The 24129-nt window shown below is 44.0% G+C and carries 22 protein-coding genes and 1 pseudogene; 6 read left to right on the top strand and 17 right to left on the bottom strand.

Features of this window, described 5'->3' with window-relative positions; translation table 11 throughout:
* Nucleotides 1–218 precede the first annotated feature (218 nt).
* The 12 genes and pseudogenes from RE628_RS05000 to RE628_RS04945 all read right to left on the bottom strand — a co-directional run bounded on the left by RE628_RS05000 (nucleotide 219) and on the right by RE628_RS04945 (nucleotide 8842).
* On the bottom strand, nucleotides 219–989 hold the full coding sequence (locus RE628_RS05000) for an SDR family NAD(P)-dependent oxidoreductase (RefSeq protein ID WP_309157693.1): 771 nt from the start codon (nucleotides 987–989) through the stop codon (nucleotides 219–221).
* Nucleotides 990–994: 5 nt separating this feature from the next.
* Nucleotides 995–1455: pseudogene (locus RE628_RS04995) on the bottom strand (S-ribosylhomocysteine lyase).
* Nucleotides 1456–1547: 92 nt separating this feature from the next.
* Nucleotides 1548–2228, bottom strand: a complete 681-nt coding sequence (locus RE628_RS04990) for a methionine ABC transporter permease (RefSeq protein ID WP_309157690.1) — start codon at nucleotides 2226–2228, stop codon at nucleotides 1548–1550.
* A complete protein-coding gene (locus RE628_RS04985) occupies nucleotides 2225–2416 on the bottom strand; it encodes an NIL domain-containing protein (RefSeq protein WP_309157689.1) in 192 nt (63 codons plus the stop codon). Before RE628_RS04985 ends, RE628_RS04990 begins: the two co-directional genes overlap by 4 nt.
* A 19-nt stretch (nucleotides 2417–2435) precedes the next feature.
* On the bottom strand, nucleotides 2436–3290 hold the full coding sequence (locus RE628_RS04980) for a methionine ABC transporter ATP-binding protein (protein WP_309157688.1): 855 nt from the start codon (nucleotides 3288–3290) through the stop codon (nucleotides 2436–2438).
* 185 nt (nucleotides 3291–3475) lie between these two features.
* Entirely contained in the window at nucleotides 3476–4195 is a 720-nt protein-coding gene (locus RE628_RS04975; RefSeq protein WP_309157686.1) for an S-layer homology domain-containing protein, read from the bottom strand.
* 105 nt (nucleotides 4196–4300) lie between these two features.
* The gene (locus RE628_RS04970; protein WP_309157685.1) at nucleotides 4301–4930 is read right to left on the bottom strand and encodes a hypothetical protein; all 630 of its coding nucleotides are present in this window, start codon (nucleotides 4928–4930) and stop codon (nucleotides 4301–4303) included.
* Nucleotides 4931–4990: 60 nt separating this feature from the next.
* Nucleotides 4991–5680, bottom strand: coding sequence for a hypothetical protein (locus tag RE628_RS04965; protein ID WP_309157684.1), 690 nt, complete (start codon nucleotides 5678–5680; stop codon nucleotides 4991–4993).
* Between the two features lie 35 nt (nucleotides 5681–5715).
* Entirely contained in the window at nucleotides 5716–6348 is a 633-nt protein-coding gene (locus RE628_RS04960; protein WP_309157683.1) for a cadherin repeat domain-containing protein, read from the bottom strand.
* A 290-nt stretch (nucleotides 6349–6638) separates the two neighbouring features.
* Nucleotides 6639–7811 (bottom strand): GNAT family N-acetyltransferase, encoded by a 1173-nt coding sequence (locus tag RE628_RS04955; protein ID WP_309157682.1) that lies wholly within the window; start codon nucleotides 7809–7811, stop codon nucleotides 6639–6641.
* Between the two features lie 27 nt (nucleotides 7812–7838).
* Nucleotides 7839–8438 (bottom strand): NAD(P)-dependent oxidoreductase, encoded by a 600-nt coding sequence (locus RE628_RS04950; protein ID WP_309157681.1) that lies wholly within the window; start codon nucleotides 8436–8438, stop codon nucleotides 7839–7841.
* Complete coding sequence (locus RE628_RS04945; RefSeq protein WP_309157680.1) at nucleotides 8435–8842, bottom strand: Rossmann-fold NAD(P)-binding domain-containing protein; 408 nt, start codon at nucleotides 8840–8842, stop codon at nucleotides 8435–8437. The genes RE628_RS04950 and RE628_RS04945 overlap by 4 nt, the downstream gene beginning before the upstream one ends.
* Before the next feature lie 308 nt (nucleotides 8843–9150).
* Between RE628_RS04945 and RE628_RS04940 the strand changes: the two genes are divergently transcribed.
* Nucleotides 9151–10500 (top strand): extracellular solute-binding protein, encoded by a 1350-nt coding sequence (locus RE628_RS04940; RefSeq protein ID WP_309157679.1) that lies wholly within the window; start codon nucleotides 9151–9153, stop codon nucleotides 10498–10500.
* A gap of 135 nt (nucleotides 10501–10635) precedes the next feature.
* Here the strand turns inward: RE628_RS04940 and RE628_RS04935 are convergent, their stop codons facing one another.
* The 5 genes from RE628_RS04935 to RE628_RS04915 form a co-directional block, all read right to left on the bottom strand.
* On the bottom strand, nucleotides 10636–11571 hold the full coding sequence (locus RE628_RS04935; RefSeq protein WP_309157678.1) for an MTP-1 family protein: 936 nt from the start codon (nucleotides 11569–11571) through the stop codon (nucleotides 10636–10638).
* 78 nt (nucleotides 11572–11649) lie between these two features.
* Nucleotides 11650–12900, bottom strand: coding sequence for an ABC transporter substrate-binding protein (locus RE628_RS04930; protein WP_309157677.1), 1251 nt, complete (start codon nucleotides 12898–12900; stop codon nucleotides 11650–11652).
* Between the two features lie 47 nt (nucleotides 12901–12947).
* The gene (locus RE628_RS04925; RefSeq protein ID WP_309157676.1) at nucleotides 12948–13652 is read right to left on the bottom strand and encodes a carbohydrate ABC transporter permease; all 705 of its coding nucleotides are present in this window, start codon (nucleotides 13650–13652) and stop codon (nucleotides 12948–12950) included.
* 149 nt (nucleotides 13653–13801) lie between these two features.
* A complete protein-coding gene (locus RE628_RS04920) occupies nucleotides 13802–14692 on the bottom strand; it encodes a carbohydrate ABC transporter permease (protein ID WP_309157675.1) in 891 nt (296 codons plus the stop codon).
* A 405-nt stretch (nucleotides 14693–15097) separates the two neighbouring features.
* Nucleotides 15098–16111 carry a LacI family DNA-binding transcriptional regulator gene (locus tag RE628_RS04915; protein WP_309157674.1) on the bottom strand — a complete coding sequence of 338 codons (1014 nt, stop codon included), beginning with the start codon at nucleotides 16109–16111 and terminating at the stop codon, nucleotides 15098–15100.
* A 247-nt stretch (nucleotides 16112–16358) separates the two neighbouring features.
* On the opposite strand from RE628_RS04915, the gene RE628_RS04910 reads away from it, so the two are divergent.
* The 5 genes from RE628_RS04910 to RE628_RS04890 all read left to right on the top strand — a co-directional run bounded on the left by RE628_RS04910 (nucleotide 16359) and on the right by RE628_RS04890 (nucleotide 24059).
* Nucleotides 16359–17423, top strand: a complete 1065-nt coding sequence (locus RE628_RS04910; RefSeq protein WP_309157673.1) for a BtaManbiosPhlase — start codon at nucleotides 16359–16361, stop codon at nucleotides 17421–17423.
* A gap of 63 nt (nucleotides 17424–17486) precedes the next feature.
* The gene (locus RE628_RS04905) at nucleotides 17487–20057 is read left to right on the top strand and encodes a beta-mannosidase (RefSeq protein WP_309157672.1); all 2571 of its coding nucleotides are present in this window, start codon (nucleotides 17487–17489) and stop codon (nucleotides 20055–20057) included.
* Nucleotides 20058–20083: 26 nt separating this feature from the next.
* Nucleotides 20084–21094 carry a zinc-dependent alcohol dehydrogenase family protein gene (locus tag RE628_RS04900; protein WP_309157671.1) on the top strand — a complete coding sequence of 337 codons (1011 nt, stop codon included), beginning with the start codon at nucleotides 20084–20086 and terminating at the stop codon, nucleotides 21092–21094.
* A 200-nt stretch (nucleotides 21095–21294) separates the two neighbouring features.
* Nucleotides 21295–22659 (top strand): guanine deaminase, encoded by a 1365-nt coding sequence (gene guaD / locus RE628_RS04895; protein ID WP_309157670.1) that lies wholly within the window; start codon nucleotides 21295–21297, stop codon nucleotides 22657–22659.
* Nucleotides 22660–22694: 35 nt separating this feature from the next.
* Nucleotides 22695–24059, top strand: a complete 1365-nt coding sequence (locus tag RE628_RS04890) for a uracil-xanthine permease family protein (protein ID WP_309157669.1) — start codon at nucleotides 22695–22697, stop codon at nucleotides 24057–24059.
* Nucleotides 24060–24129 lie beyond the last annotated feature (70 nt).

Below are 24129 nucleotides of genomic sequence, written 5' to 3'. Positions count from 1 at the left end.
AAGAGGGTTCAATATTCAAAAAGAAGTGACACTTTAGAATATTGAACCTAGGTGAAATGATTCTGGAGAAGCATAGTGTTCGCCTTTGTGAGTGGATTTCTACCATATTTGAATTTGGTAAATCAAAGAAATCCACGAACAACAGCGATCGGAAGAACATTTCACCCGGCTGCCTTCATCCACACAACCTATAGCTCAACTCGTATAAACTTCTAATCCTAGTGCATTGTCATGCCACCGGTTACGTTGATGGCTTGCCCTGTCATATAGGAAGACAATGGACTGGCCAAGAACAGTACGACGTTAGCAACATCCTGAACCTCAGCGGTTCTCCCTAGAGGAACCTGGGAACAGTCCTCTGCATATATCTCTTCGGCGGTCATGCCGCGGACGATCCCGCCTTCGATGCGCTCCCGATGTTTCATCGGTGTCTCGACGATGCCCGGGCATACTGCATTGACGAGGATGTTATGACGCGCTAGTTCAATGGCCATCACCTTAGTCAAGCCAAGAACCGCATGCTTGGACGCGCAATATCCACCCATGGCCCGGTAGCCATTCTTACCAGCCTGCGAAGCGATCTGGATGATCCGGCCGGGCTTTTCAGCATCAACCATGGCCTTTGCGAATATTTTGGATACCAGATACAGCCCTGTAGAATTAATAGAAAATACCTTCTCCCAATCCTCCAGCTTGCTGTCAATTACGTAATCCATCGTGGAAGTGCCGGCACAGTTCACGATAATATCCGGAACACCAGCCTGCTCTAAGACAATCTTAGACCAGCGCTCTATATCCTCCGATTTGGACAAATCCAATCGGGACTCGAATAACTGTCCGTCTACTCCCTTATAGTCCTCTTCATAGGCAAGATCAGCAGAGATGACTCTGGCCCCGCTTTGCAGCAGAATTTGCACGATGCCTCGTCCAATCCCCGAATTGCCGCCAGTGACAACCGCCGTCTGATATGATAAATCCAGCGTAATCATAGGTTTTACAGAACTCTCTCAAATGGATCTCTACTAATTCCGGCTTCCAGTACAATCTTCGCGTACTCCTGTGCGGAGAAGGAGAATGATCCTTGTAATTGCCGCATTCCAGTGCGGATACAGCTGGAACCACCGTCGTCTCCAATACACGTTTCAACGTTCTTTCCAATGCGGAAGCAATCTCTTCCGGATCATGCTCATTCCAGAGAATCAGATAATAGCCCGTTCTGCACCCCATTGGAGAAATATCGATAATTCCTTGAATCTCATCTCTCATATAAGTAGCGAGCAGGTGCTCAAGGGTATGGAGCGCTGCGGTCGGAATTGCGTCTTTATTCGGCTGCAGGAAGCGCAAATCATATTTTTGCACAGTGCTGCCCTTTTCATCATGCTCAACCCCTGCTGCTCTAACATAAGGTGCCTTTACGATCGTGTGGTCTAATTGGAAGCTTTCTACTTTTGCCATTGTTCTTCAGTCCTTTTTTTATAGTGTTATATATTTCATTCAGTACCCCGCCTAAAGGCGGCATACTGTGTAAACCCTAGTAAATACACATGTTAATGCGTCGACTTCTTAGTAAAATAATCCCCGATGAATTGGCATACAAACACTAGAATCAAGATCAGAATTGTAGCTACGAGTGTAATATCTGACTGGAATCGGTTGTACCCCTTATTGATTGCTAGGCTGCCCAAGCCACCCGAACCAATCGCCCCCGCCATTGTCGTCAGTCCGATCAGGTTAATGATCGTCACTGAGGAAGCGCGGATAATCCCGGTCAAGCCTTCTTTCAAATAAACGCGGAAAATAATCTCGATCGGTCCTGAGCCCATGGATTGTGCTGCTTCAATGATTCCAGGATCAACCTCAACCAGCGCATTTTGTATTTGCCGGGCATAGAAAGGAACGATACCTATGACCAAGGGTACGATTGCGGCATTCATGCCGATCGATGTGCCTGTAATGAGACGGGTGAGCGGCACGACAACCGCAATAAGGATGATGAACGGAATGGATCTGAACAGGTTAATGATTTTCTCCAGGACACTGTAGACAAGTCTGTTCTCCAGAATCCCTCCCTTGTCTACTACAACGAGGGTGACGCCAAGCAATATCCCGAATAACACGGATAATAACGAAGTAACGACCACCATATAAATCGTCTCATAGGTGCTTATCAGTATATCCTCTCTTAAATTCCAGACGTTAGGGAAATACTTCGTAAAAAACTCACTCATACCGGATCACCTACCTTACTATTCTGAAGAAGCCCCGAATCGATAATTTCAACGTCTACCTGAGCTACCTGCAAATAATGCAGAGCCTCCTCCAGATCGCTGGCCGAGCCTGACATAACAACGATCAGATTACCAATCGGCGTCTGCTGTAAAATCTCCACATTAGCGAATAAAATATTCGTCTTCACACGGTAACGAGCGGTAAGCTCAGAAATCACCGGTTACTTGTGCTATCGCCGATATAGAGATCTTGCACAGCATATCGTTATCCTTCAGATGAACGAGTGATGGATGCAACGTGAGCTTCTCCAGCGTCTGCTCGATGTGAGTAGCCGTGTTAATGAAATCGCGGGCCAGCGTGGTTTGTGGACGGCTGAAGATCGAGACGATATCACCTTGCTCGATAATTTGCCCGGCTTCCATCACGGCAACCTTGTTGCAGATCTCTTTTACGACTTGCATTTCATGTGTAATGATGACGATGGTCAGCCCCAATGTTTGGTTCAATTTCTTCAGCAATTCCAGAATGGATAGCGTCGTCTTCGGATCCAGGGCGCTTGTTGCTTCATCACATAGCAATATTTCCGGATCATTAGCCAGCGCTCTGGCTATAGCTACCCGTTGCTTCTGCCCGCCTGACAATTGCGAGGGATAAGCATCCAGCTTATCCGATAAGCCTACTAACTCTAGCAATTGCCTAACCTTCTGGTCTCTCTCTCGCTTGGGGAGCTTGGAACTCTTCAAGGGATAGTCCACATTGTCATAGATCGTTCTGGAGTTCATCAGATTAAAATGCTGGAAGATCATCCCGATCTTCTTCCTGGCCAAGCGCAATTCCTTAGGCTGTAGAGCCAGCAAATCCTGGCCACTCACCTTTACACTTCCCGCCGTAGGCCGCTGCAGCAAATTAATCACACGAACCAGTGTGCTCTTCCCGGCCCCACTGTAGCCGACAATGCCGTATACGTCTCCCGCATCAACATGCAGGCTAACATCCTGAACGGCTGTAACCGATTGTGACGCAGTTTCAAAGGTAACTTGGATATTGGATAAAGTAATCATGATGCCCAACCCTTCCTAGACTTCTATGCACTACGGCATCTCCGAAATTTTTATTTCTGTCATTTTACATCAGATTACTCGGAATTACTACTATAATTTTCTATCCCTCTGAAATTTACTTTAAATACACGCAATAAAAAGACAATAGACCGCGCCTTTACAAGGATACGGTCTATTGGCTATCGCTATTCTGTTTGCATGAGTTCGATGATCATTTTTACAGCTTCTGCCCGTGTAACCGATGCATCAGGAGTAAGCTGATTACCGCTAAGTTCTGGCATCAAGCCTAATCTGCGTAAAGCTTCTACTGATCCCTTGGCCCACTGAGGAATGTCAGCATCATCGGTTTTAACATCTAAATCAATTGGTAGCTCGAGTGCTCTGGCAATCATGACGATCATCTCCATACGGGAAATCGCCGCATTTGGCCGAAAATGACCATCCGAGTAGCCAGAGACAATCTTCGCTTTCACCGCATAAGCAATTTCTTTTTTCGCCCAAGAGCCGATCCTAGACTCATCAACGAAGGAAAGTTCCGCCCCTTGTCCTTCCGGCTTTAACATTCTCATCAGCATGACCGTAAATTCTGCACGAGTTATGGCAGCATCCGGTTTGAACGTTCCATCCATATTTCCGTTAATTATACCGGATAAAACAGCTTTCTTAATGTAGCTTTCCGCCCAGTGCCCTAAGATATCGGTAAATGGAATGACTTCTGCAACTGGTTCCTCAGAATTCTCTCCCTCTTCAATCGTTTGGTCGGGCTTTTCCGGAGGGTTTGGCGTGGGCCTCAATTCTATAGTAGGAGAGTCAGGTTCTGTAACGACTGGCGCTTCCATAAATAGTGTGATCGTGGCCGAAGCTCTCCCGATATTACCTGCCTCATCCCGTAGTTCCAGTAACACCTTTTCGGGCCGTTTCCATTAGGCAACGTCCATGTAAGTGCCGGGTATACGCCTGCCAGTTACTCCATGCATCATTTTCATTAGCTATCCGCATCTGGATTTGACTCAGGTTGTCAGTAGCCGTGATGGACAGATTAACCTGCTTAGAGCTGGTGGTAGCTGCTCCATTATTGATTGTAAAGCTGCCGCTGGGGCCGTTTTATCGATGATGAAATTGACTTCAGTCTTGGAACCCGCGATATCCGTCACGATAAGCTTGTGAGAACCTTCTTGCGAGACAATCGTGTTGTTTGCAAATGCTACGTTATTCAGTGTAGCTGTTCCTCTATCGAAGGAAATCACGACATCACTACTGTATATGCCTCCATCTACCACACCTATAACGATCGGTACAAGTGAATTAAGCGTAATCGTTTTTGAAATTGCAGCGAGGTTCCCCGCCGGATCACGCGCCTCCAGCTTGACGGTTTTTACCCCATACCCTGCTGTCAGTTCCCAATAAAATGGTAAAGTCGTGAACGGCCCCCAGCTCGTCCAATCATCATCTTCATTAGCTAGGCGATACTCCAGAGGAAAGTTTGCATCGCTTCCAACTATACTTAAACCCACCTGACGCGAAGTTGTATACGCGTCTCCGTTATTGATGGAAAGTTGAAGAATAGGCGCTATCGTATCCAAATGGATTGTAGCGTTGCCCACGGCTTGTTCATTGCCTGCCAAATCCCGCAATTTCATGTAAATGGTTTTCACACCATCCCCTACAGGAAGCGTTACCGCTAATTTGCTTTGTGCCGGTTACCAATTCGTCCAAATAAGGTTGTCGAATGAAATACTCATCTCTACAGGACTGAGGTTATCGGAGTATATCGTATCCAGTTCAACGGTTCTCGAGTTGGTGAATGCGGCTCCATTGTTGATTTGGAAAGTTCCAGAAGGCTTCGTTTGATCCAAAACAACGTTGGCTGTTTGAATAGTCACGTTGTCCTCATCATCCAAGAACTTTACATACACCGTCCTGTTGCCTTCACCACTGCTTAGCGCCCACTGCATAGTCGCTAAAAATGGTTCCAATGACGACCAGGTTATGCCATCATTGGAAAAGGCCATTCTTGCACCGTTCAATTCCGTAACGGTCAAATTCAGCGTTACGTTGGTATCGTTCGTATATCCGGAGCCTTGATTGATCTGAATCGTTCCTGCAAACGGTGTTTTATCGATGGTAAACTGGAAAGTGTTCGTGTTACCGGCTGCATCTGTGACGGTTAATGTATAGTGACCATCCTGGGTAATCGTCGTACCGTTGGCAAAGGGGCTTCCATTCAATATAGCCGTTGTTGGCGATGCGTCCACAAATATTGGAGTTACATTGACCTTGTACTTCTCGCCATTCAACACACCTGCGATCACAGGAGGGGTTGTATCAAGTGTGATACTGGCAGATTTCGGGATTATATCTCCTGCTGTATCACGGAACTCGGCGTACACGGTTTTGAATCCGTCTTCCGCAGATAATGTCCACCCTATCGGAAAATCGGCAGGCTCCCAGCCCGACCAACTGATTGCATCATTGCTGAATCGGATTTCGATGGGGTCTGCGCCGGGACCGTGATGATCGTGCCAGTAAGGGTCACGTAACTATAATTGGTGTATGGTGCTCCGCCATTGATTTGGAACGATTGGATGACAGGCGGTTTATTGACTTTGTTAACCATAATGGTGAAAATTTGTGAATATGTATTATTGGATGAATCTGTAGCTGTAACCGTGATGGTGTAGGAATTCTTGGTGTTATAGTCCAAATTCCCGCTTACCAGCAGCCTGTTTCCTGATATGGAGAATGTTCCTGCATCAAATCCGCTCAACGTGTAAACGTGCGTATCGCCGACATCCGGGTCTATGGTAGAAAACGTTCCGATTTCCGTGCCTATCGGGCTATTTTCATCGATAGTGTCATTGGTAAGCCTTATGTCTTCTGGCGGAGAGTTGTAGATGACTTCCATGGACGTGTCATATGTCGGCAGATCAGTGGCCGCATGAGTCTCCTGCAAAAATACCACTTGCGGGAACCATGTAAACAGTAAAACAAATACGAGTAAACGAGCGATATTCTTTTTCATAAAGCTCTCTTTCTTTCTTGCAAACTTCCTTTTCAAAATACCTATCCCCCCTCTAATAAACAAAAACGTGGTTTACAAAATATTAGTATACTAGAATGATTCCAAAAAGCGCCCATGAAGCAAATATACTTAATTTTTCCTATGAGCAGTAGTGTTAGTTGTCACTATTTTGTCATATGACAATTGGAAGAACTTTATAGATTTATATAGGAAGAGCAATGTTACCACATACGGTAATGTGGAGAGTGTCATTAAGAAATACAAAAAGGTCCCCCTTTTCAGAGGAACCTTTTCCGACCGTGATCCACATATATTATGTGAGCAGTTTAGCAAATATCCAAAGATGGTATATACAAAGGCAGTGGCAACCATCCCGAAGGAAGGCTCAATTGCCGTGTTGCGAGCTTCCAGTTCGTATATTCGCTAAGAGGAGAGAATAATAGAGTCGTTGCTTCTCGTTTCGTAAGGATCACTTGCGCCTGAATGTCCGTATCATTAGGATCATGTTTGTTTACGACGACCTGATTATTTTGCACAACGATTTCTACAATCTCGGAATCTTCAATCCCTAGCACAACACGACCATCCTCAAGCACCATATTCTTCGTTTTACATTTCAAAAAGGCCTCGATCACAGAAGAATAATCCATAATATGATAATTATATTCATAGCTCGTACTATACCAGTCACATACATCACCTAATAAGGCGATCTTCTCTAGATCGTAAGGAGGAATCGTAAAACGAAGCTCATTAAGACCCTTCTCGGTAGCCAAAGCCTTGCTCACTACGGAAAGTAGAGCTGGATCAATCATCTCGATTTCATTTACAGCACCGCCGGCCTGAGATAGGGCCACATATCCTATAAACTTGCTGTTTTCAAGGATGACAAGAGGCTGTGTATTCCAAGTTCTCAATATAGTTGCAAACTGTTCCTTGCTCCGGGCACCGTTTATGATGCTTCGCTGATACAATTGGTAAGCATCATCAAGCCACGGGCTGTCACTTAACAAAGGTTGAAAGCTAATTCCACTTGAGTCCAGTCCTTTATATTTGTGGCGAATATTATCTGAGGTTAGCGTAAATTCAAACTTTATGCCCGCAGGTTCATAACCAAAAAATTCATACCGCTGACGTTGACCACCAAGAACGCTCATAGAAAAACCTTGCGACTTCATGTCTTCCACTGCCATGTTCATCAGCTTCTGCATATAGCCTTTACCACGAGAACGAGGATGCACGGATACGGTACCGACGCAGCCAACTTTTAGTTCTACGCCTGCCACGTTACAAGTAACCGGAAGTACGCAGACCATAGCTTTGATCTTCCCATCTTCTTTAACCATATAGTGATACTGCTGGGTTTCTGCCCCATCACCATAGAGTTTTGGAATCAGCCCCGCAAAATCATGTGGTCCGAAATTTTTACTAAACACCATATCCGCAAAGTCTATGATATCCTGAGCATCCTCTGCAGTACCTTTAACGTAGATCTCCATCTTATCCCTCCTATTTATCTCTAATCATTAGTGGGCTGACATCTTGGCAGCATAGGCCCGATCGATTTCACACTTCATAGGCTTATTCTGCAAGAAAAGCTTGATATCCCCAATCACTGAGCGAGTTACAATCATACGTCGGTCAATCGTAGGTCCACCCATATGAGGCATTAATATAGCATTCTTCATCTCAAGCAGATTATGATCAGCTGGTAGCGGTTCTACTTCATACACATCAAGCACCGCATGAATCTTCTCCTTGGCAAGCACTCTGCACAAAGCCTCTTCATCAATTACAGCTCCACGTGCCGTGTTAATGAGAAGAGCTCCCTCAGGCATCATATTCAGCAGTTCTTCCGTAATTAGATGAAAATTCTCTTGTGTCATACCGCTATGAATCGAGACAATGTCACAAGTTGAGAATATTTCAGCGAGATCCGCCTTCTCCATATCATGCTTCGTTAATTCCTCCTGCGAAATATGACGAGAGAATACCTTGATCTTGGCGTGGAACGGCTTAAGCATCTCGACAACCATCTTCGCGATCATACCATAGCCTACTAAGCCTATCGTTTTGTCTAATAGCCCTTTATTATAGAAACTCGAAGGCCAGATTCCATTCTTCAAGTCCCGGAATAACGCGGTATATCACGTAAGGATGCCAATGCATAAGCAATTACACTCTCTGCTACCGACTCAGCGAACACTTCATTACCACTAACTACGCGAATTCCGCGATCGTATACAGCATCCGTAACGTAAGGTCTAACTGATCCGCCTGTATGCGCAATTAGACGAAGCTTATTAGCGTAACTTAAGACTTCTTCGTCAAAAGTCGGAGTTCCCCAGCCTGTCACGCAGATATCAATATCTTTGATTTTCTCACATAATTGAGACTTCGTATATTGTGCAGTGCTATCATTCCATATAACCTCGCCAATCTCTTGAAGCTTCGATTTCAGTTCGTCATTGAAGAATGTATTAAAGATTTCGCCGTTCGGCATCGTGACAAGAATTTTCAATGCTTCCATGTTGAAACGCCGCCTTTCTACAGTTCATCAAATTATTTATTATTGTGGTGACAGCAAACTCATTACTGTGAACCAGATATATAACAAAATCATTTCAAAAATTTGTATAAACCAGATTAAACCTCCTTATATTATTATAAATAAACACCAACCCATTGTTTATACACATAATTATGTTGCTTATCTGGTTTACAACAGATTATAATCTAAGGTAGAAAACGCTGTCAATTGCAATTCGAACACAAGAACCATATTAGTGCATGTTACATTTGATAATGAGGTATTTATTGGAATAGAGGTGTATTGAAATGACGGATGGACCGAAGCGCTCTACATTTAGAAGACGTTATGAGGAAATGCTGGTTACGTTAAGAAATGAAATCATTACTGGAATCTCGGCAGAAGGGAGCTTCCTGCCCTCCGAGAATGATATAGCCGAACGATTCCAATTAAGCAAGAACTCCGTTCGCAAAGGACTCGAACTGCTTGTCGATGAAGGGTTCATTGAGAAAATACCGCGAGTTGGCAACCGTATTCAGAAGTCCCCTATGGGAGTGACGATTAAATTCGGATATTATCCATCACTCATCGAGGAAGCTGACCTCAAGGCATTGGTGGGCGAATTTCATAAGCAGCATCCGCTGATCCGCGTCAATATAATCCCGATGCCCTCAAGCCACCTTAAGCCGACGATGAAAGATTTTATGGAGTCCGATGATATCGATGTGATGGCCATCAATAACCAAAACTTCGAGCTTTTCGCAGAGTCTGATGAAGCGCCTGACCTGCTAGAACCGTTACAACCCGTGGAAGGTGTCTATCCGGTCTTAACGGAACCCTTTATGCGCGATGGGAGTTTATATGTTCAACCTTTTTTATTTTCGCCAATCATTCTTTGCTACAACAAGCAGCATTTCTCAGAGAAGAGCATTCCGGAGCCGGATAGCAGTTGGACGTGGGATACCGTCAAAAAAGTAGCGAATCAGCTTTCCGATGGTACGAAGCATCACGGGCTGTTCTTCCATTTCTTATCCGATAACCGCTGGCCAATCTTCTTACTGCAGAATAATATTCGCTTTAATCGCCACAATGATTGTGACAAGAAGCTGGAGCTTGATGAAACGGCACTCCAAGAGAGCCTCCAAGTATCGATGGAATTGCTCGATGAAGTCTTTCCACCATTCAGATCGGAAAAAGATGACGACGCCGAGATGCTGTTTTGTGGACAAAAGGTCTCTATGATCTTGACGTCTTATTTCTGTCTGAACAAGATCAAAGATGTCGATTTCGCTTATGATATTTCTCCGCTACCTTATCTTGGTACACCCAAAACTCTGGTTATAGCAATCGGTCTCGCTATCCATAGAAACTCTAAGAATAAGCAGGCGGCGCAAACTTTTATTAATTTCATAATGTCTTACGAGACACAACTTAAAATTCGGCAAAACACGCTAAGTATCCCTAGTCTTAAAAGTGCTGCTGAATGGGACGAGCAAGGAAATGTTAAGCTGCCCTCTCGATATTTTGTATACCGGGAGATCTTCCCTAGCTTCAGTTACCACACTGCGCTTAACGTAACGTATTCGGAGCTTGGGGACATCCGCCAGAGGGTTAAGCTGTATCTGTCCAGGATGGAAGGGTTGGATGTGTTCTCTTAGGATCATAGTACGGCGATATTCGTTCAATAAAATCTTAAAACCCCACCAGACATGGTGGGGTTTGTTCTGTATAAATTGAACTAATAATTGAAAGGATCAAGGCAGCCGGGTGAAATGTTCTTTCTTTATTTCAACTTAAAGAAATTTGGCAAATGGATCTTGAATGGTTATTCGATGAGCTTCTGCATCGCTAATTCCACAATAAAGAGTTGCAGTCCCATCCAAATGACGTACAACGCCACCACTAAACACGACATTTACTAAATCAGAACGCTTCGATGCTCCTGCCGGAAACTCACTACGTGTAGCAATAAGCTCTATCTCGCTATGAGCTCTTGTCTCTGGATCAAATGAGAATGCCATTGGATAGTAGTGGCGATCACCCTGCTCATCAAAGCACGCGATATGACCAAGTACACCAAGAGTTCCATTAGTTAGGAGATGAATCTCATTACATCCACCCCACTCCTCATCAACAAATTGACCTTCCAACAATGGAGCTTCGTTAATTTGATCGATGGACAGTAACTCTAGACTTGCGACACGTGTAAAGCCAATCTTACCTCGTCCGCCCTTCTCACCTTGCGGTCTGGTAAATACACCGATACTTCCATCCTGTAATTCAACCAAACGTAAATCCTTCATGCCATCAGGACCTGTAAAGCACAGCTCCAGCTCATGGATGGAAGCACCTTTATAGAACACAGTTCTCCACATCAAAGCATTCGGGACGGTTGGATGCGGATAGATTTGAACTCCACCAATGACCAATTCCCCATGAATACGAGTATAGAAAGGATCTTGAAGTTGATATGTTTGCGCACCTTCAATCGGAGTCCACACACCATCATGTTCTTCAAAAAAATAAACTTCCGAGTGCTCACTGTCACGAGCTTCTACCCGTCCTGCGATTACAAGCTTGCCTTGATCCTCAAATGTTGCGGAGATGTTATAAACATCCTTGTCTCCTACACCTGTAAAGTTTAATTTCTCTGCATGCTTCTCTGTACGCTTCTCCATATATTGCTTAAGCAATGTCTTACATGTCTGATTTTCTTTATGCTCACCCATAATATAAAGCCTCCTAAATATTGCTCAGTATGGATAAAGCACCACCGATTAAGGCTGGTGCTTTATCTATGATCGAACTTATTTTAAAATCTCGTTAAATTTCGCGATGGTTGAATCAACCGTCTTCTGAAGGTCTTCGCCTTTTTCAAGAGGCTGAACCAACTTGTCCCACATCGCAGCATCAAGTTCGGACTGTTTCGGTTGGTTGCTAAAACCGCGTGCTACCTCAGAAGCCTTTCTGATCGTATCGACAGCATATTCTTTCTCAGGTCTAATCTTCGTAATCTCATCAAAACCAGTTTTAGTTGGGGAGACTACTTTCCATTGATGAATTGCATTGGTCATATCGTTTAACGCCTTAGCAGCAATTTCAGGGTTCTTCGTTGTTTTGGACATGGCTGTTACACCAATCCAGCTAAAAGTAACCTCTTGGCTTCCTTTCGAAGGAAGACTCATACCCACTTTGAAATTGGCAGTCTTCTCAAAGTCATCCCCTGCACCGCCAACGAACATAGCAACTTTCCCGGTTTTGAACATATCGGCTCCACCCATAGAATCCGCTTGGGTTCTTGCAGGGACAACACCGGATTTTGCGATTTTTTGATACATTTCCAGACCTTTCATCGATTCTGGCGAGTTTAATGTGATATTTCCATCCTTATCGAATACATCTCCGCCATATGACCACAGGAACATAGGAAGAGGCATATTGTTAATAAGTGCACCCCATTGACCATCTGTCGTCAACTTCTTACCTGCTTCAATAAAGTCATCCCAAGTCCATGTACCATCTGGTGCGTTCACGCCCGCTTTATCAAACATATCTTGGTTGTAGTAAAGTACATAAGGTTGAGAAATCCAAGGAAGAGCATACAGTTGGTTATCACGCTTACCTACATCCAATGCACCTGGGAAATAATCGTCTTGATTAAAATCCGTCTTCGCCAATGGCTCATCCAATGGTGCTAATACGCCCATGCTTTCATACTGAGGAACGTACTCTTGTGATAACCACATAAAGTCTGGCGCTTGTTTGCCGGCAATCATCGTCTGCAGCTTCTGATAGTAATCAGAAGGGATGCTCTGAACTTCAATAGAGTATTCGTTAGAATCCGCATTTAATTTATTCACTAGATCTTCAAATTCTTTAAGTTCATCGGCACCTGCCCAAGTCGTAACTTTAAGCTTTACTTTCTCAGTAGTAGCCGTATTGGTCCCACTAGTATCTTTATTCTTGCTTTCATTAGAATTGCTACCACATGCACTCATAAGCATAGCGGACAGTGATAAAATCATGACCAAAGATAATGTGCTTTTCCAAAATTTCATGTTCATAACCCTCCATTGTATGTTTCTAACCCTAATGCACGTATGAACTAACCTTTGATACCGCTGAGCTTCACCCCCTCAACAAAGTGCCTTTGAGCTATAAAGAACACAACTAGTACTGGTAACAGAGCCATAATTGATCCAGCCATCAATGGCCCCCATTCAACCTTCATCATCCCTTTAAACATCGAGAGACCCAGTGTTAGCGTGAATTTATCGGTACTGTTCAAATAAATCAATGGTCCGAGCAAATCATTCCAGCTACCTTGGAACGAGAAAATACCAATCGTAATGAGTGCTGGAATAGATAGCGGCAAAAAGATTCGATAGAAAATTTTAAAACTATTCGCTCCATCAATGACTGCTGACTCTTCTAATTCCTTCGGCATAGATAAGAAGAATTGCCTTAACAAGAAAATGAATACCGGCGATCCGCCAAGAAATCCAGGGATAACTAGAGGCTTGATTGAGTCAATCCATCCGATTTTACTGAAGGCGATAAACACAGGAATCATGGTTACTTCACCTGGTATCATGATTGTAGAGAGCATTAACATGAACCAGAAGGTTTTCCAGCGGAAATCAAAACGAGCAAAACCATACGCTACTAATGCAGAAATAAATACATTACTCAACATTTGGAGCAAAGTAATAATCGTCGTATTTTTAAAGAGTACGAAAAAGTTTATCTCCTCTATAGCTCTGCTGTAGTTGTTCCAATTGAATCCATCCGGGAGAAAACGAGGTGGCATTTCAAAGATTACATCCCCCGATTTGAGTGACGTAGATATCATCCAGATCAAAGGTAGCAAAGTAGCAACTGAAAACAATGTTAAGAAAAAATAGAGAAAGATATTGCGCCATTTTCTCCTCGACTTCATATTGCTAGCAAACATGGCATTCACTTTCCTTTCTTCGATTTCTTCTTAACTTCCGACTCATAATACACCCAAGCAGAAGAAGATCTGAATACGATCAATGTTAACGCAAGAATAATAACGAATAAGACCCAGCCCATTGCTGTGGCATAGCCCATTTTGAAGTACTTAAATGCGTTCTCATATAGATAGACCATAAAGAAACGTCCTTCGTTATCAGCACCGCCTATAATGTAAGCATCGCTAAATTTCCTCATTGCCCCAACGATACCCATAACTAAATTGTAGAAAATGACCGGAGTTAATATAGGCAAAGTAATATTTTTAAATTTATGAAACAGGTTTGCGCCATCAATATCTGCTGCTTCATACAAATGCGATGGAATATCCTGCAGTCCAGCCAGATAGGTAAGCATCCCGCCGCCGGCTCCCCAGACAACAATCATAAGGTAAGAAGGTAATACAAGATCCGGATTGGTTAACCATCCAAACGGCCCAATACCAAATTTGGACAGAATCATGTTGATCAGACCAAAATCCTGGTCCAAGATCCATTTCCATAGCAAGGAGATGGATACCCCAGATACTACTGCTGGCAAATACAATGCCGTTCGAAAGAAATTAACTCCCTTAATCTTTGTATTGACTACGCATGCAATTAACAGTGAAGTTGCTATACCGAGCGGTACAGATATTAATCCAAAACGTATAGTAACCCACAAAGCTTTCAGAAAGTCTTCATCTTTAAAAAGTGAAACATAATTGCCAAGACCAACAAATTTAGGTGTGTTGAATGTATCCCATTCTGTCAAACCGATATAAAACGCAAAACCTAAAGGTATTACTGTAAACACAAAAAAGCCAATAATCCATGGCATTATGTACAGATAACCTGTTTGATTTTTCTGTCTCATAACAATCCCCCTGCCTTCTTTTAATCGCTTACACTTATGATTTAGATCAACCTTCAAAATAGGTTGTTAACCAAGCTCACCATTACTACACGGTTTATTATACATTATAAAACTATTAAATCAAGTTATTAATCCTAATTTTGTAACGTTAATTTACATTATTATATTTAGAGTCATGTTAAAAACCATGACATTTTCATTCATGTTTACAGCTTTTAACATCTATATTTTAAACAAGAACTGTATAAAACACCTTTGTTCATCGTTGGTAGTTACAAAATACATTACAGTAAATTATCAAAGATTACAAAAGTCCAAAGAGAACAAATAGCAACAGAACTATGAAAAATAAAAAGTCACAAGAATATGATTCCTGTGACTCTCTCAAATTATTACAGTAAAGCATCATATTCTTGGTCCTGCGGTCGATTCCCTAGTAATCAGCTTGGTCGGCAGCAGCATTTCAACAAATGGCTCTTGCTTATGATCCATTCTCCAGAATAATTGTTCTACAGCCTTACGTCCGAATAGCTTCAAATCAATTTCCATTGTAGTTGTGAGTGGTGTAGATAATTGAGACAGTTGTCCGTTATCAAAGCTGCAAATCGATATCTCTTTTGGGATTTGAAAGCCTAATTGCTGTAAAGTTGAATTAAGTATGAAGCCAAGTCCGTCATTTACACAGAACCAAGCCGTTGGCTGAACAGGGATTGATCTCATCGCGTTCATCATATACTCGGTTTGCTCTACTGCATTCAACAAGAGCCACTCCTCGTGTATCTCCAGTCCAACGTCCCTCATTGCCAATCGGAATCCTTCATATCGTTCATAATAACTTGGAGAAAACTGTATGTTCCCTACAAAACCGATATTCCGATGACCGAGTTCAGTTAGATAATGGATTGCCTCATAAGCGCCAAACCGATTGTTCGTTAATATACAATCTGCCTTAACAGCCGGATAATGATGGTCGATCAGCACAGTCGGTAGACCTTTGGAGATAACCATATTCATATAAGAGGTCTGTAGATGAGAAAGGATGAGTATTCCTTCCACACCCTGATTTTCTAATACTGGCGGCAGGATCAGTTCTTGCTCTGATTCCTGGTCAACGGATTGGATTAGCAAGTGTTTACCGCGCTGTCTCGTCTCTTGTTCTACACTCAAGTAGATCTCGCCAAAGAAGCCCTTCTGGGCAAAAGCAAAATCAGATGCTATCAAGGCAATATAACCAGAAGTTTCGGCCTGGCTCTTTTTACGTCCCGCCTGATAGATATAACCCATTTGATCCGCTGTATCAAGAATGAGCTTCCTAGTCTCTTCGCTAACACCATCTTTGCCGGATATAGCCTGAGATACAGAATTTTTGGACAGATTAAGCCGATCTGCAATATCTTGCATCGTTACTTTAGATTTCATCTGAGAGTCCCCCTTTCTAAATTCGAATTAACACATTACAAAAATATTATAACGTTACAAAAAAATAGGGTCAACATAAGCTGTATATGTACTGTAAAAAAATACACTACTTTGTGTCACAATTCAATTGACAATTATTTAAGGCTGATCGATAATGTTGTAGTAATTAATTACTAGCCGTTTGTAATCTTGTTTCATGTAATATATAATGTTTTGTAATGTAATTACTAGAATGAGGAGTTTTTATATGAACATCTATCGCTACGAAGAAAATCCACTCATTACTCCGGCCGATGTCAAACCGCATCGTGATGATTTTGAAGTCATCGGAGCATTCAATGCAGGGGTTGCAACATATAACAGTGAAACTCTCCTGCTGCTGCGCGTTGCAGAACGGCCAATCAGCACTGACCCGAATATCGTTAAAGCACCGATATTCAATCCAGAAACAAAGCAGCTTGATATTATCGATCTGCACAGAGACGATGAACGCTATGACTTCTCTGATCCGCGCGTAATTCGTAATCGGACACAAGGCAGTTCATCGTTCGAGTATTTGACATCCATTTCTTATGTTCGAATCGCACGCAGTAAGGATGGACATCACTTTACCATTGACGACAAACCGTTCATTTATCCATCCACTTCACTGGAGACCTTTGGGATCGAGGATCCGCGTGTTACGCAAATCGATGACACTTACTACATCTATTTTTCGGGTGTATCTCCTGTAGGCATTGGTGAATGTATGGTATCAACGAAAGATTTTGTTACCGTAGAGCACCATGGCATGATTTTTCACCCAGATAATAAGGACGTACTTATTTTTCCTGAGAAGATCAATGGGAAATATTATGCACTTCATCGTCCATCACCTAAGAGCATCGGTGACCCGGAAATCTGGATTGCAGAATCCGATAACCTGCTCTATTGGGGAAACCATAAGCATCTACTAGGTTTACGCGAAGGCAAGTGGGACAGCGGTCGCATCGGCGGCGGTGCAGTCCCGTTCAAGACGGAGAAGGGATGGCTCGAGTTATACCACGGTGCAACAAAAGATCATCGCTACTGTATGGGTGCCGTTCTGCTTGATCTGAACGATCCAACGAAAATTATCGCTCGCTCCGAGCAGCCTGTGATGGAACCCGAAGCAGACTACGAGAAAAAAGGCTTCTTTGGTGATGTAGTATTCTCTTGCGGTGTATCCGTAGAAGGTGACGTTGTTAAGATGTACTATGGTGTGGCCGACACGTCAATGGGATGTGCAGAGCTTAGCGTTAAAGAGATCTTAGACAGTTTGGTTTACGTATAAAATAGAGAAATTGGAAATACGCCACAGCCTGTTGGTTGTGGCGTATTTCAGATTGGGGATAAGATGAAACTACAAGAGAACTGGAAGCTGCGGGATTTCAATGTAGGCGAAGCGCGGGACTTAGAGGTTGCTTCTCCCGACTATATTGACTATTTCTGGATGACTACCAAAGTACCTGGGGATGTGCATACCACGTTAATCGAGCGAGGTATCATTGCAGACCCTTTCTATGGACATAACGATCAACAGTCTCACTGGGTAGAGAATAAGGTATGGTGGTATCGCAACACATTTGATTGGGATGACGAGCAAGATGACCAAGAACGCATTGAATTGATCTTCGAAGGATTAGATACTTTTGCAACCGTGTACTTGAACGGGGTAGAGCTTGGATCAACTGACAATATGTTTATTGCCCACTCATTTGAAGTAACACGTGAATTGAAGAAAGGCAAGAATGTACTTGCAGTCAAGATTGACCCTGTACATCTGCATGCTCAAGCTAAAATGCAATATTACTGGTCCGGTTTCAGCAAGAAGCGGATCTGGACACGCAAGGCTCAATATCATTACGGATGGGACTGGGGCCCACGGCTTGTATGCTCAGGTATTTGGAAGGGTGTACATCTTATCAAACGCCGCAATGCTTATGTGGAGAGTATATTCGCGCGTACGACTACAATAACGGACCAATCAGCAACTGTAGATGTAACAGTAGACGTCCGAGCATTTAACAAAAACAAACCATGCTCCGCTATTGTGGAATTAATGGATGCAGAAAATAATCCAGTTGCCTCAGAAACAATCCAACTCGATCGTTATAATGGACTGATCCAAGACGGTGCAATTTGTGCATATAACTTAAGCGGCGAAGTACGTCTAAACGTCTCGAACCCATCATTGTGGTGGACGCACGACCTAGGTGAACCATATCTTTATCATTTGAAAGTAACGCTTCTGTGTAATGAGGAGTCTGTTGACGTACATGAACAGCGATTTGGCATCCGTACGCTTGAACTCATGCAACGGGATGAACATGGACAGCACGCCTTCACCTTCGTATTAAATGGTGTAAAGCTGTTCGCCAAAGGAGCCAATTGGATTCCTATCGACAGCTTCATTGCTGCTGTGCCAGATACGAGGTACCAGCATCTCATTCAAATGTCCAAGGATGCCAATATGAACATGCTACGTGTCTGGGGAGGCGGCATCTATGAGCGCGATATATTTTACGATGAATGTGATCGGCTCGGCTTGCTCGTGTGGCAGGACTTTATGTTTGCCTGTGCCCTCTATCCGGACTATAACCGCAACTTCATGGATAATGTGCGGCGTGAGATCGAACAGGTCGTGAGACGACTGCGCAGCCGGACATGCCTCGCTTTGTGGTGCGGCAATAACGAGAATGATTGGCTGTACGAGGCACTCAGTTCAAGCGGAGAGATTCCACATCCGTTCTATGGGGAGAAAATTTACCACGAGCTGATGCCTGCTCTGCTGGAGACGCTCGATCCTACACGAACCTTCTGGCCTAGTTCACCTTTTGGGGGTAACGACCACAACTCGCGTGAGGAAGGTGACACTCATAACTGGCAAGTGTGGCATGGCAATATCGAACCACGCGAGTTCGGTCAGCCGCAGTTGCAGGACTATAGCGTTGAAGGTTTATCCTTCAAGAAATTCAAAGGCGACATGACCAAGTTCGCGAGCGAATTCGGTATGCATGCATCATCCAATCGTTACACTCTGCAGCGCAACATACCAGAGAACCAATTCTTCTGGCGCAGTGATGAAATGATGTACCGCAATAAGGATATTCACCATCCGAAGGGCATTCTTCTCATGGAAGGATATACAGGTGCCCCAGGTAATATAGAGGAATATTTGAACTACTCCATGCTGACCCAAGCCGAAGGATTAAAATATGGCATCGAGCATTACCGCCGCAACAAACCAGATACGAGCGGGGCGCTGTTCTGGCAATTGAACGATTGCTGGCCAGGAACGAGTTGGTCGGTAATTGACTATTATGGACTCCCGAAGGCAGCGTATCACTATGCGCGCAAGTTTTTTGCACCTGTACTGATCACCGCTGATCATGATCCAGGGAAGGACCTGAAATTGTGGGTACTGAACGACCGCCTTGAAGATTATAACGATACGGTACGACTAACTGTGTATCGAATGGACGGATCTGTATTGTCCACACACGAGTTCGATGTATTGGTTCCTGCAAATAGTAAGCTGCAGGTTGCTACGTTGACTGAACTGGATCTGACAGCTGGAGCCGATGCAGCTGATGTTGTATGTGTCGTGAGTTCCGCAAGCTCTATTACCGAGGACAACTTCATCTACTTACGCGATTACAAGGACATGCGATTCAATCCTGCGCAATTGCAGGTGAGTGTTGATAAGTCAGCTGGTCTTGTCCGAATATCGACAGATCAGGTAGCGCGCATGGTTAAGCTTGAACTGGACGAAGAATGGCTTGTCATGAATGACAACTTCTTCGATCTGCTTCCAAGCCAAACCAAAGTGATTCAAGTCAAGCAATCTTATGGCAAGGCGATCCCTTGGGAGACACTTCGAGTATCCACCTTAAATACTGATGGCAATAATATCACACTACTATAACATTATAAGGAAAAGAGATGAGCATCATGAAGGCTGCAGTTCTTCACGGAGCATTAAATATGAAAGTCGAAAAGTGGACTGAGCAAGCGCCTGGCAACAATGAAGTTCTTCTTCAAGTTGCTTGCTGCGGCATATGCGGCACAGACCAGCATATTTATCATGGTCACCCAGGTTCAGCCGAGGTAAATCCTCCGATTGTGCTCGGCCATGAGCTTTCGGGAGTTGTCGTGGCCGTAGGTGAAGGTGTATCCACTTTACAGCAGGGAGATCGTGTATCCGTTGATCCGAATATCTATTGCGGATCATGCGAGTATTGCCGTAATGGTCGTGCTCACCTGTGTGATAAGTTAAATGCTGTTGGCGTAACACGGGACGGCGGAATGGCTGAACGATGCGTTGTTCCAGCTGCCAACTGTTACAAATTACCGGAACATGTGAGTATGATCGAAGGAGCCATGGTCGAGCCACTTGGATGTGTGCTGCATGGCAATAAGAAATTGGATCTGCGGGCGAATCATCATGTATTGATCTCTGGCGGTGGCTTTATTGGACAGTTGTTCCTCCAGCTTGTCAAAGCGGCAGGCGTTACGCAAATCACCGTGAGCGAGCCAAACCTGAACAAGCACGAGCTTCTGCGGAATCTTGGCGCACACAATATCGTGTCACCGTTTGATCCAAATGAGGCCGCGGGGCTGCAGAACTCTGCCGATATCGTCATCGAATGTGTCGGTCGACCTGAATCTGTTGAGTTAGCCATTAAAGCAGCGCGCAAAGGTGCACAGATCCTAATCTTTGGCGTTGCCTCGCCAGATGCGCAAGCCTGCTTCTCTCCATTTGATGTATTCAGTAAAGAGCTACGGATTATGGGCTCTTTTATCAATCCGTATACTCATGAGGAAGCAATTGCACTCATTGCTCAGAACATTATACAAATTGAGCCGCTCATCAGCCACCGTATCCAGTTAGATGAACTGCCAGAATTCATGGCTTCATATCCAAAGCTAAATGTAACTAAAGCGATTGTAGTACCTTCTTAGATTGATATTGTTTAACCTACATTAATCCCCAGATTATTTATCTGGGGATTGTTTATTTATATATTGAAAAGTAATAACGAATTCCTCAGAATAACTGAGCAAGTTATCACCTATATTCGCCTTTTCGATATAGACTAATCGTTTTTATCCGATTATAATAGCTTTTATACATTTAAAATACGAACATTAAGGCGGTAACTATGGATAAATATATGCAATTATTTCAAGGAACTGCTTTTTCCAGTCAATCTCCAAAAGAAATTCAAATATTAAAAGACTATCTGTTTGCGATCAATGAAGAGGGAATGATTGCGAAGGTCATCTCGCCAGAAGATGCGGATTATCAACCTTTACTAGAGGCTTATCGAGGCAAGAGCAACTTTCATCGATTGGCAGAAGGGCAATATTTACTGCCCGGATTCATCGACCTGCATGTGCACGCGCCACAATGGGCGCAGTCGGGAACAGCCCTAGACATTCCTTTATATGACTGGCTGAATACTTACACTTTCCCGTTAGAATCCAAGTTCGCGGATCTGGATTTTGCCAAAAAGGTCTATGATGATCTAGTCAGTACCCTGCTCGCTAACGGGACAACGACAGTACTATATTTTGCTACGGTGCATAAAGAAGCCAGTCTTCTACTAGCTGAGATCTGCGCAGAGAAGGGACAGCGTGGGCTCGTCGGTAAGGTAGTTATGGATGATCCCGCACAAAACCCAGAATATTACCGCGACGCTGACACGAATTCGGCTCTAGTGGATACGGAAGAGTTCATTCTTGCCGTTCGAGAATTAGCCAAGACTGTGAAGCAAGGCGTCTATCCGGTTGTAACCCCCCGTTTCATTCCGAGTTGCACAAATGAAGCATTAGAAGGTCTCGGCAAGCTGGCTGCCAAATACGATGCCTATGTCCAGTCGCATTGCAGCGAGAGTGATTGGGCTCATGGTTATGTTCGAGATCGCTTTGATAAAAATGATGCTTTCGCGTTGCAAGATTTCGGTTTGCTGCGTGAAAAGTCGATTATGGCGCACTGCAATTTCCTAGACGAGCCTGATGCGGATTTATTTGCGGAGACCGGAACGGCAATTGCACATTGTCCAGTATCGAACGCGTATTTTGCCAATAGTGTCATTCCGGTTGCCCACTTCCATGCCAAAGGTATCGATATTGGACTGGGTACAGACATTTCCGGCGGCTTCTCCCCTAGTCTGTTCGATAATGTGAGACAAGCCGTTATCTCTTCTAGAATGCTAGAAGATGGCGTGAATCCTTCTCTGCCAGCGCATGAACGTGGCGTGCCAGAGTCGCGAATTACGATTGACGAAGCATTCTACCTGGCTACAGCCGGGGGCGGTGAAAGCCTAAGCCTACCGATCGGTCGCATTCAACAGAATTATGCATGGGATGTTCAGATCATCGATACGAAATTGCCTTCCGCCAAGCTACCCATCTTTGATGAGAATGAAGATTTACATGGGATTTTCGAGAAGATCATGTATCTGGCCAGACCTGAAAACATCCGTGAAGTGTGGGTGCAAGGTGAGAAAGTTCATTCCCGCTAAACTATAAAAATACTATATTCGAGGTGCACATCTCAGTGAAAACAGAAACAGTCAACCCAGATCAAACTCAGGCGAATTCACAACAGCTAACGGTTCTACCCGACCAGAAGATATCCTTCGGCAAGTCCGCCCTTCTAGGCTTACAGCATGTATTAGCGATGGACGTCTATGTAGTTCCTTTCTTGATCGCCATGCTAATTGGTTTACAATCCAATCAGTCAAGCGCACTGATTCAATCTACTTTCATCGCTGCGGGTCTGGCTACGATTGTGCAGAGCTATTTCTGCATGAAGCTGCCGATCGCCCAAGGTCCTTCGTATGTTCCACTTGGAGCGATTGTCAGTATCTATGCCGCTAGCGGAGGCGGGCAGTTAGGCTGGAATTCCGTACTGGGCGCGAGTTTAGTCGGCGCGGTTCTCGTTATTATTTTGGGCATGACCAGTGTCTTTAATAAAATCGTCAAATCCTTCATCCCGCCAATTGTAGGCGGTACGATCATATTTATCGTAGGTCTATCTTTATTGCCTGTGGGGATCAGGGATAATATTTATGAAGCCGCTGACGCGACGATCAATCAGAACGTTATGCTGGCTCTGATCTCAGGAGCAGTGCTACTAATCTTTGTGGTCCTCGGTTCTCTATTAGGTACAAAAGGATCTTTATTCCGGATTATGTCCGTTATGTTCGCGTTAATCGGCGGATGTATCGCTGCGAATTTTATGGGAGTATTGAATTTCTCAGCGGTTAGTAATGCCAAATGGTTCAGTATGCCGCAGATTCCTTTTGCCGACTTCGGCTTCTCCTTCAACTTCTCAGCCATTATTACGATGGTCATTATCTATCTCGTGCTGCTAGCTGAGACTACAGGAACTTGGTTTGCCGTCAGCAACGTTATCGACAAACCGCTTACGGACAAAAATATTAACCGAGGAGTTATCGGTGAGGGGATCAGTTGCCTGATTGCTTCGCTAGTCGGCTCTACTCCGGTTACAGGTTATTCCACCAATGCCGGCATTATCTCCATCACCGGGATTGCCAGCCGTCGGGTCTTCCTTGCCGTTGGTGGTTGGTTCGTTATCTTTGGCTGTTCCGGTAAGCTGGCTGCTCTAATCTCATCCATCCCGACGGCTGTCATCGGCGGCGTATTCTGCATTGTCTGCGGTATTATCGCCATTAACGGCATACAGGTCATGAAGAACGAGCGAATCGGCGAGAAAGAAATGTACATCGTAGCCATTCCGATGATTATAACTTTGGCATTAGTGCTTATTCCGAAGGATTACTTGTATTCCTTACCTACCTTCGTGCAATATTTGCTGGGTTCACCAATCCTAGCTGCTTCCATTGCGGCTATATTATTGAACAAGTTCCTGCCTGGCGCGAAGAAAGTTCAGTCGTAAGTTGTAATAATCACTAAGTTTAACAATATAAAAGGGGCTGATCTCCGAAGGATACACTGGATGTATACTT

It is taken from the genome of Paenibacillus sp. D2_2 (genome assembly GCF_031199965.1).
In the GTDB taxonomy this organism is placed as follows: domain Bacteria; phylum Bacillota; class Bacilli; order Paenibacillales; family Paenibacillaceae; genus Fontibacillus.
Note: the sequence above shows the minus strand (reverse complement) of the source record. Positions and strands in the feature narration are given on the sequence as shown.

What these genes read in the sequence shown, in the direction of transcription:
- RE628_RS05000 (WP_309157693.1), bottom strand. Translation starts at nt 989, where the DNA reads ATGATTACGCTGGATTTATCATATCAGACGGCGGTTGTCACTGGCGGC.
- RE628_RS04990 (WP_309157690.1), bottom strand. Translation starts at nt 2,228, where the DNA reads ATGAGTGAGTTTTTTACGAAGTATTTCCCTAACGTCTGGAATTTAAGA.
- RE628_RS04980 (WP_309157688.1), bottom strand. Translation starts at nt 3,290, where the DNA reads ATGATTACTTTATCCAATATCCAAGTTACCTTTGAAACTGCGTCACAA.
- RE628_RS04970 (WP_309157685.1), bottom strand. Translation starts at nt 4,930, where the DNA reads ATGAAATTGCGGGATTTGGCAGGCAATGAACAAGCCGTGGGCAACGCT.
- RE628_RS04955 (WP_309157682.1), bottom strand. Translation starts at nt 7,811, where the DNA reads ATGGAGATCTACGTTAAAGGTACTGCAGAGGATGCTCAGGATATCATA.
- RE628_RS04945 (WP_309157680.1), bottom strand. Translation starts at nt 8,842, where the DNA reads ATGGAAGCATTGAAAATTCTTGTCACGATGCCGAACGGCGAAATCTTT.
- RE628_RS04940 (WP_309157679.1), top strand. Translation starts at nt 9,151, where the DNA reads ATGACGGATGGACCGAAGCGCTCTACATTTAGAAGACGTTATGAGGAA.
- RE628_RS04935 (WP_309157678.1), bottom strand. Translation starts at nt 11,571, where the DNA reads ATGGGTGAGCATAAAGAAAATCAGACATGTAAGACATTGCTTAAGCAA.
- RE628_RS04930 (WP_309157677.1), bottom strand. Translation starts at nt 12,900, where the DNA reads ATGAAATTTTGGAAAAGCACATTATCTTTGGTCATGATTTTATCACTG.
- RE628_RS04925 (WP_309157676.1), bottom strand. Translation starts at nt 13,652, where the DNA reads ATGCCACCTCGTTTTCTCCCGGATGGATTCAATTGGAACAACTACAGC.
- RE628_RS04920 (WP_309157675.1), bottom strand. Translation starts at nt 14,692, where the DNA reads ATGAGACAGAAAAATCAAACAGGTTATCTGTACATAATGCCATGGATT.
- RE628_RS04915 (WP_309157674.1), bottom strand. Translation starts at nt 16,111, where the DNA reads ATGAAATCTAAAGTAACGATGCAAGATATTGCAGATCGGCTTAATCTG.
- RE628_RS04910 (WP_309157673.1), top strand. Translation starts at nt 16,359, where the DNA reads ATGAACATCTATCGCTACGAAGAAAATCCACTCATTACTCCGGCCGAT.
- RE628_RS04905 (WP_309157672.1), top strand. Translation starts at nt 17,487, where the DNA reads ATGAAACTACAAGAGAACTGGAAGCTGCGGGATTTCAATGTAGGCGAA.
- RE628_RS04900 (WP_309157671.1), top strand. Translation starts at nt 20,084, where the DNA reads ATGAAGGCTGCAGTTCTTCACGGAGCATTAAATATGAAAGTCGAAAAG.
- guaD (WP_309157670.1), top strand. Translation starts at nt 21,295, where the DNA reads ATGGATAAATATATGCAATTATTTCAAGGAACTGCTTTTTCCAGTCAA.